This is a genomic window from Synechococcus sp. MW101C3 (assembly GCF_002252635.1).
Lineage (GTDB): Bacteria > Cyanobacteriota > Cyanobacteriia > PCC-6307 > Cyanobiaceae > MW101C3.
This window is the reverse complement of record NZ_NQKX01000015.1, coordinates 1-6466: the sequence shown is the minus strand read 5'-3', so window position 1 is coordinate 6466 and position 6466 is coordinate 1. Positions and strand designations below refer to the sequence as shown.

General features: G+C 53.6%; 2 tRNA genes and 3 rRNA genes. All 5 read left to right on the top strand.

The annotated features are described in order from the left end of the window. Positions 1-770: 770 nt before the first annotated feature. Positions 771-2256, top strand: a 16S ribosomal RNA gene (locus CJZ80_RS14745). Positions 2257-2519: 263 nt separating this feature from the next. Next, positions 2520-2593, top strand: a tRNA-Ile gene (locus tag CJZ80_RS14735). Between the two features lie 9 nt (positions 2594-2602). Then, a tRNA-Ala gene (locus CJZ80_RS14730) sits at positions 2603-2675 on the top strand. A 488-nt stretch (positions 2676-3163) separates the two neighbouring features. After that, positions 3164-6039: ribosomal RNA gene (locus CJZ80_RS14725) — 23S ribosomal RNA — on the top strand. A gap of 162 nt (positions 6040-6201) precedes the next feature. Next, positions 6202-6318, top strand: a 5S ribosomal RNA gene (rrf, locus tag CJZ80_RS14720). Together the 16S, 23S and 5S rRNA genes with 2 tRNA genes alongside form the textbook arrangement of a ribosomal RNA operon. Positions 6319-6466 lie beyond the last annotated feature (148 nt).

The following is a 6466-nucleotide window of genomic DNA, read 5'->3' as shown; positions in this document are numbered from 1 at the left end:
GCAGTGGCTGCAACGCAGTCCCACCCCACTAGTAGCGGGCGAAAGCCTTGCGAGCACAGACTTTCCCGTGCTTGCGGCGAGCAATAGCGAGCAGCTGGCACGCTTCGCGCCATGGGCGGAGGCCTTGGTTGAAGCGGGGGGGTGAGTTTGTGTGCTAGTTTTTTGGACTGCGCGGGAGCCGAGAGGCGAGCGCTGCAGGGCTTACGGAGAAGGAGGCGCGAGCCGACGATGCTGTAAGTTTTGAAAGCGGCTGAGGAAGCCGCGAGAGCCGAACCCTGAAGAAGGGGGAGGCGCACCTGGACAACTAAAAAGTTTAGGAACTGACGCTTTTGCTGCGTCATGACTGAAGGAGGAGAGCGCGGAAGCGCTGCCTTTGGAGGGAGTGACGAACGTGCAGCAAAGGTGTGAGGTCCCGTCAAAAAGAAACAAGCGACTGAGTGAGCTGAGATGTTTCTATTTGCGTTCTCACGATGCGAATAGGGATGCAAGTTTCGGTTTACGAGGAAGCGACCGGATCTGAGTGATTTGGAAAGTCATTGAACATTGAGCAATGAGGCGAAAGCAAGATTGCTTGATTGTAGATGCGCTCTCGAACCCTTCCAAGGAAGGAGGTCACGACTGAAAGCATGAGCTTTGAAGAAGCGATACGCGAGTGTGGTTTTGAAGAGGTTGATGATTTTGGGCGTAGACGGCATTGTTTGCGATCGATGAGTTTAAGAGTTTAGCTAAGGCTAAAGGCTTTGATGAATTGATTTAAAGGAACAGTGAATACAACGGAGAGTTTGATCCTGGCTCAGGATGAACGCTGGCGGCGTGCTTAACACATGCAAGTCGAACGAGCCTTCGGGCTAGTGGCGGACGGGTGAGTAACGCGTGGGAATCTGCCCTCAGGAGGGGGATAACGGCCGGAAACGGCCGCTAATACCCCATATGCCGAGAGGTGAAATGAATTTCGCCTGAGGATGAGCCCGCGTCTGATTAGCTAGTTGGTGTGGTAATGGCGCACCAAGGCTTCGATCAGTAGCTGGTCTGAGAGGATGATCAGCCACACTGGGACTGAGACACGGCCCAGACTCCTACGGGAGGCAGCAGTGGGGAATTTTCCGCAATGGGCGCAAGCCTGACGGAGCAACGCCGCGTGAGGGACGAAGGCCTCTGGGCTGTAAACCTCTTTTCTCAAGGAAGAAGACATGACGGTACTTGAGGAATAAGCCACGGCTAATTCCGTGCCAGCAGCCGCGGTAATACGGGAGTGGCAAGCGTTATCCGGAATTATTGGGCGTAAAGCGTCCGCAGGCGGCCCAGCAAGTCTGTTGTTAAAAAGTGGAGCTTAACTCCATCCAGGCAATGGAAACTGCTGGGCTAGAGTGTGGTAGGGGCAGAGGGAATTCCCGGTGTAGCGGTGAAATGCGTAGATATCGGGAAGAACACCAGTGGCGAAGGCGCTCTGCTGGGCCATAACTGACGCTCATGGACGAAAGCCAGGGGAGCGAAAGGGATTAGATACCCCTGTAGTCCTGGCCGTAAACGATGAACACTAGGTGTCGGGGGAATCGACCCCCTCGGTGTCGTAGCCAACGCGTTAAGTGTTCCGCCTGGGGAGTACGCACGCAAGTGTGAAACTCAAAGGAATTGACGGGGGCCCGCACAAGCGGTGGAGTATGTGGTTTAATTCGATGCAACGCGAAGAACCTTACCAGGGTTTGACATCCTGCGAATCCCTTGGAAACTTGGGAGTGCCTTCGGGAGCGCAGTGACAGGTGGTGCATGGCTGTCGTCAGCTCGTGTCGTGAGATGTTGGGTTAAGTCCCGCAACGAGCGCAACCCACGTCTTTAGTTGCCAGCATTCAGTTGGGCACTCTAGAGAGACCGCCGGTGATAAACCGGAGGAAGGTGTGGATGACGTCAAGTCATCATGCCCCTTACATCCTGGGCTACACACGTACTACAATGCTACGGACAAAGGGCAGCAAACTCGCGAGAGCTAGCAAATCCCATAAACCGTGGCTCAGTTCAGATCGTAGGCTGCAACTCGCCTACGTGAAGGAGGAATCGCTAGTAATCGCAGGTCAGCATACTGCGGTGAATACGTTCCCGGGCCTTGTACACACCGCCCGTCACACCATGGAAGTTGGCCATGCCCGAAGTCGTTACTCCAACCCGTAAGGGAGGAGGACGCCGAAGGTGGGGCTGATGACTGGGGTGAAGTCGTAACAAGGTAGCCGTACCGGAAGGTGCGGCTGGATCACCTCCTAACAGGGAGACAAAACTGATTGTGATGTCTGAGCGCTATGAGGATGAAAATCTAAGTAGCAACTTTGTCTTAGGCCACAATCCTGTCATCTCGAAGGTCGATCGGTACCTCAGCTGGCAAATCAGAAAGCAGAAATCATATCCAGCGATGGATGTGATTGAAGACTTGTCTGAGGCGTCTTTTCAGTTCCTAAACTTTGTCTAGGTCACACCCCACAGCGAGTGAATCCCGAAAGGGAGGAGCTTAATGGAAAGGTAAAACTCCTGGGCCATTAGCTCAGGTGGTTAGAGCGCACCCCTGATAAGGGTGAGGTCCCTGGTTCAAGTCCAGGATGGCCCATTCGTGTTTGGGGGTTTAGCTCAGTTGGTAGAGCGCCTGCTTTGCAAGCAGGATGTCAGCGGTTCGAGTCCGCTAACCTCCACTGACCAAACCCTTCACAGCGAAAGCAGGAGAAGGAACCCGAGCCATGCCACGGTGTGACGAGACATGTCCGCTGATCAAGAATTCAGCTTCTTTTCATTTGAGATGGAATTGCCATCCAGTTGAAAGGACGCTGAGCTCTAGCAGCATGATTTGAGACTGAATAAGTCAAAAATCATGCTCTGATGTTCAGCCGAACCTTGACAACTGCATAAGTAAAGTCTGGAAATGAAAGCATCTCATGGATGCTCGATTTTTGCTGAAGGGTTTCGAGAGAAACTTTTGAAGCGCGAATCGAGAAGTTCTTGAGCAAGAGCCGAGACCCAGCATTGTTCCTCAATCATCGCCGAGATGGGAGAGGTTTGATTTTGGCATTCAAACCGTTCATGACAAAGGCAAAGGCAATGAGAATTGTCTTTATTTTGTGATGAAGAGGTGAATCCGAGAGAATCTGCGATTCAAGGCAGCAATGCAATGTTGGGATACATTGGTCAAGCTACAAAGGGCTCACGGTGGATACCTTGGCACACAGAGGCGATGAAGGACGTGGTTACCTGCGATAAGTCTCGGGGAGCTGGAAACACGCTTTGATCCGGGAATTTCCGAATGGGGCAACCCCTAGAACGGCCGCCTGAATACATAGGGCGGCTCGAGCCAACCCAGCGAACTGAAACATCTTAGTAGCTGGAGGAAAGGAAAGTAAAAACGACTCCCTAAGTAGCGGCGAGCGAACGGGGAAGAGCCTAAACCGATGGTTTCGACCATCGGGGTTGTGGGACAGCAACGTGGACCAGGGACGTTAGTGGAAGCGTTTGAATGGCGCGCCATAGAGGGTGAAAGCCCCGTACACGAAAGCGAAACTGGCCTAGCTGTATCCCGAGTAGCACGGAGCACGTGGAATTCCGTGTGAATCTGCGAGGACCACCTCGTAAGGCTAAGTACTCCTGTGTGACCGATAGCGCAACAGTACCGCGAGGGAAAGGTGAAAAGAACCCCGGGAGGGGAGTGAAATAGAACATGAAACCGTGAGCTTACAAGCAGTGGGAGCCCGACTGATCGGGTGACCGCGTGCCTGTTGAAGAATGAGCCGGCGACTTATAGGCACTGGCAGGTTAAACCGGGAATGGTGGAGCCATAGCGAAAGCGAGTCTGAATAGGGCGATCGTCAGTGTTTATAGACCCGAACCCGGGTGATCTAACCATGGCCAGGATGAAGCTTGGGTGATACCAAGTGGAGGTCCGAACCGACTGATGTTGAAAAATCAGCGGATGAGCTGTGGTTAGGGGTGAAATGCCAATCGAACCCGGAGCTAGCTGGTTCTCCCCGAAATACGTTGAGGCGTAGCGTCTAGTGCTATAGCAGGGGGGTAAAGCCACCGTTTCGGTGCGGGCTGCGAGAGCGGTACCAAATCGAGACGAACTCTGAATACCCTGTGTGAAACTAGGCAGTCAGACTGTGGGGGATAAGCTCCATGGTCGAAAGGGAAACAGCCCAGACCGCCAGCTAAGGTCCCCAAATCAATGCTGAGTGATAAAGGAGGTGGGATTGCCCAGACAACCAGGAGGTTTGCCCAGAAGCAGCCATCCTCAAAGGAGTGCGTAATAGCTCACTGGTCGAGCGATCCTGCGCCGAAAATGAACGGGGCTAAGCATTGTACCGAAGCTGCGGATTTAACTTGTTAAATGGTAGGGGAGCGTTCCATGTGGGGTGAAGCGTTAGCGTAAGCGGGCGTGGACTGCATGGAAGTGAGAATGTCGGCTTGAGTAGCGAAAACATGGGTGAGAATCCCATGCCCCGAAACCCTAAGGGTTCCTCCGGCAGGCTCGTCCGCGGAGGGTTAGTCAGGACCTAAGGCGAGGCCGAAAGGCGTAGTCGATGGACAACAGGTCAACATTCCTGTACCTGTCATGTTTTGGGAAGGGGGACGGAGAAGGCTAGCCCAGCCAGATGTTGGTTACTGGTTCAAGCGTTCGAGGCGTTGAGGGGTGGTGAAAACATCCCGAGCTGAGGCGTGAGTACGAGCTGCTACGGCAGCGAAGTGGGTGATGTCAAGCTTCCAAGAAAAGCCCTATACCCGTTAAGGCATGACGGCCTGTACCCGAAACCGACACAGGTGGGGTGGTAGAGAATACCGAGGGGCGCGAGGTAACTCTCTCTAAGGAACTCGGCAAAATGGCCCCGTAACTTCGGGAGAAGGGGTGCCACCGCAAGGTGGTCGCAGTGAAGAGGCCCAGGCGACTGTTTACCAAAAACACAGGTCTCCGCTAAGTCGCAAGACGATGTATGGGGGCTGACGCCTGCCCAGTGCCGGAAGGTTAAGGAAGCTGGTCAGCGAAAGCGAAGCTGGCGACTGAAGCCCCGGTGAACGGCGGCCGTAACTATAACGGTCCTAAGGTAGCGAAATTCCTTGTCGGGTAAGTTCCGACCCGCACGAAAGGCGTAACGATCTGGGCGCTGTCTCGGAGAGAGGCTCGGCGAAATAGAATTGTCTGTGAAGATGCGGACTACGTGCACCCGGACAGAAAGACCCTATGAAGCTTTACTGTAGCTTGGTATTGTGCCCGGGCTCTGAATGCGCAGGATAGGTGGGAGACATTGATGCATGGCTTGCGGGTCATGCGGAGTCAACGGTGAGATACCACTCTTTCAGAGCTAGGGTTCTAACAGCCACCCGTTATCCGGGGGCTGGACAGTATCAGGTGGGCAGTTTGACTGGGGCGGTCGCCTCCTAAAAGGTAACGGAGGCGCGCAAAGGTTTGCTCAGGCTGGTTGGAAATCAGCCGACGAGTGTAAAAGCAGAAGCAAGCTTGACTGTGAGACCTACAAGTCGAACAGGGACGAAAGTCGGCTTTAGTGATCCGACGGTTCTGAGTGGAAGGGCCGTCGCTCAACGGATAAAAGTTACTCTAGGGATAACAGGCTGATCTCCCCCAAGAGTTCACATCGACGGGGAGGTTTGGCACCTCGATGTCGGCTCATCGCAACCTGGGGCTGAAGTCGGTCCCAAGGGTTGGGCTGTTCGCCCATTAAAGCGGTACGCGAGCTGGGTTCAGAACGTCGTGAGACAGTTCGGTCCATATCCGGTGCATGCGTAAGAACATTGAGAGGAGTTCTCCCTAGTACGAGAGGACCGGGAGGAACGCACCTCTGGTGTACCAGTTATCGTGCCAACGGTAAACGCTGGGTAGCCATGTGCGGAGAGGATAACCGCTGAAAGCATCTAAGTGGGAAGCCCACCTCAAGATGAGTGTTCTCATGGCTTAAGCCAGTAAGGTCACGGGAAGAACACCCGTTGATAGGCTCTACGTGGAAGCTTGGTAACAGGTGAAGCGGAGGAGTACTAATAGACCGAGGGCTTGACCAACACTTGGCTCCTTGCTGAGGAGACCAGGGATGCATTGTTTCCAGACGTCACCTTGAGATGACTCAATGCAGCAGGCTTGCGCTTGTCAGCAATGAGATAACTTGGATAGGATGACTAGCTTATGCAGTTCTCAGGGTTCACCTGAGGATGAAAAGTCTATTTCCTGGTGTTCATGGCACTGTGGCCCCACTCCGATCCATCTCGAACTCGGTTGTGAAACGCAGTAGCGGCGAAGATAGTTGGAGGGTAGCTTCCTGCAAAAATAGCTCAATGCCAGGATAAAACTTTTCATTCCTAACAAGTTTTGCTTTGATCGAGCTTGTCATCTGATGATGATGAATCGAGAGAAGCAAAACACTGAAAGCCACCCGAAAGGGTGGCTTTTTTGTTGGTTGCGTGTTGGCTGGAGGATGGATTGCTGGTGGGG